The organism is Blautia sp. 210820-DFI.6.14, from assembly GCF_020558815.1.
Lineage (GTDB): Bacteria > Bacillota > Clostridia > Lachnospirales > Lachnospiraceae > Blautia_A > Blautia_A obeum.
Genome location: NZ_JAJCKS010000060.1, coordinates 1 through 2,489, shown reverse-complemented (window position 1 = coordinate 2,489; position 2,489 = coordinate 1). Strand labels below are relative to the sequence as shown.

Annotated in this window: 2 protein-coding genes; one reads left to right on the top strand and one right to left on the bottom strand. The window is 38.2% G+C overall.

Annotated features, from left to right (window positions below):
• Positions 1-429: 429 nt before the first annotated feature.
• Positions 430-1,119, bottom strand: coding sequence for a transposase (locus tag LI112_RS17650; protein ID WP_237976576.1), 690 nt, complete (start codon positions 1,117-1,119; stop codon positions 430-432).
• 410 nt (positions 1,120-1,529) lie between these two features.
• On the opposite strand from LI112_RS17650, the gene LI112_RS17645 reads away from it, so the two are divergent.
• Positions 1,530-2,291, top strand: a complete 762-nt coding sequence (locus tag LI112_RS17645) for a hypothetical protein (protein ID WP_227191192.1) — start codon at positions 1,530-1,532, stop codon at positions 2,289-2,291.
• Positions 2,292-2,489: the final 198 nt, after the last annotated feature.

The window sequence follows — 2,489 nt, the reverse complement described above, 5'->3', positions numbered from 1 at the left end:
TACAATTCATCTCCCACCTATAGAGGAAGGAGAATTCTTGCTATGTTATGTTAAATGTTGCCGTGGCATACGAAAAGTACTCGAATCATTGTTTTTTCTCCTCTCAAACTGCCGTGAAATGCCGTATTTTGCAAGGTTTTATCAGCATTTCATGGCATCGTAGTTTTCTTCTCATTTACTACATTTTTTGCAAAAAAGTGCAAAATGAAGCAAATCACTTCCGTCTGTAGTAGTCATATCGTAGTCAGTTTAGGGGGTGCAGACTACTGCTATCAAATTCCAGATATGTTTTAAATATGATATGGGTGTCAAAACATAATAATTATCGCCCATAGAAATCTATGTTCCTTGAAAATTTCTTATAAAACAACAAATATCCATTGTTAGCTCTGTTTTGGGGTAATAACCCACACCACTGTTTCTGCTCTGTTAACTGATCTGAAGAATTAAGGCGCACTGACCCACACTGTTCAGATATCCAAACAGCTTCTTGAAGTTCAAGGCTGCCAGTTTTATCCCAAAACGAAGTTTAGTGGGGAGAAGCCCTCTTACCGGCATATGGTCTATCTGGTATTTTCTCCGCAGGATGGATGGGATTGTTTCCACTCCGTTTCTGATCCGGGACAGTTCCTTATATTTTTCTGTCTTCATTTTCCTTTGTGTCTTTGCTCTGTCAAAGGATTTTTTAGACAGAAAAACCATACTGGTCCTGTTAAACAGCTTGGGGTTGCACTGGTCACGGTGTGGACAGTTTTCACATTTGTTTTTTGGAAATGATATCCTGCATTGTCCAGTCTGGTTGATATAATTGCAGCTTTTGGGTGGGTTTCCGGCTGAGCAGTGTATCACTTTCTTTCCATCTTCTGTGAACTCAAAATCTGCTGCGATATCTTTTGCTTCACGGCCTGTCAGATCCGTTGTTACAAGGTCAATGTTTTTTTCTGCTGCAGCGTTTGTATTGTCCCTGCCGCTATAGGCCCCATCTGTTATAAGCACTGTTGGCTCCTCTGTTTTTTCCATGGATTCAACAGTTTCTTTCAGGAACTGGCTGTCACTATGTGTGTTTTTTTCATACTGGTAATTTGTTACGATGGAACCGTTATCTCCAACAGTTTCCACAATGTTTGCTGTATAACCACGTTTTTGTTTCCCGCTTTTTCACGGTAAGTTGCATACGGGTCAGAGGGATTCTGCAGGATCTGGGAACCCATAGCTCCATCCTCCCAAACTTCCGCATATTAGAAGCAACCATAAGGGAATCCATCCTTTTCATTCTGTCATTAAGCTTCATCAGGGCTGCCATTTCCACGGTAACCACGAAAAAGATTTTCGTGAATTATGATCTTGGAAAATATTGACCGCTTATAATAAGATTAATATAATGTAAAAATATAACGGCTCAAAGGAGAGGTCTGACAATATAGCTGAAGCAGAACTTTTGGGCACGTTATAATGGGAAAGAAGTGGAAGGAAAAAGAGAAATTAACAGCAGCACAAAATGAAAAAAAATAATCAGGAGGAAAAACAAAGTGAAAAAGACAAGAAACATTTTAGTAAGCTTATTGACATGCCTTTTCGTAATCCTGGCAGTACCTGCAACAGTAAGCGCAGCAGCAAAGGCACCTCAGTGCCCGAAGAAACAGACTCTGGAGTTTTATCGTGCTTATACTAGTTATGGTGAAATTCTCACAGATGGAGATGGATATATTTATATAAAGAATTTATCCAGGTCCGCTGTAATCACAAACGTAAGATCATCTAACAAATATTATACCGCATCAAAAGCAGCTGGTCTTAACGCTATTTATGTACAAACGACATCAGGTTCCGATCATTATGTAAAAGATGGCGAAAAAACAAAACTCCGTTTTACAGTAAGGCAGAATGGAAAGAGCTATAACCTGTCTTGTGCCGTAACATTCAAAAAACACTCTCGAGTATTTAAAAGTATAAAGATCGGCTCCAAAAATTATGCTGCTCTTGCACAAGGCCATTGGATGATAGAGGATAAAGGAACTGCTCCAAAATCAAAAGTAAGGATTACCGTTAAAACTGTCAAGAATTATAAGGTGGACAGTATTGAAATCTGTTATAAAAATAATAGATCCAAAAAGATAAAAAATGGTGGAAAGGTTTCTTTAAAAAATGTCGCATCAATTTATATAAACTATCATATGACAGCGAAACCAAAATACTATAAAAAGCCAACTGCAGGTTACAGAGGTTTCTTCTTTGGCGGAACTGTTAAGAGTCCATTATATGAATCTTTCTATATAGATTACATCAACTAAAACGATACAGGGAAAAAGTAAAAGAGGGAACTGCTTTTGACAGTTCCCTCTTTATATTCTCATTCAAATTTGCTATTGCTATATAAAAACACATTATAATAGGAAAAAACTCCTCAAAACTTGCGCCCTTTTGGGATACTCCCCTTGCTAAAGTATATAAGTGCGCTCTTCCGCTTAAGCTCCAGAGATCTGTCTACT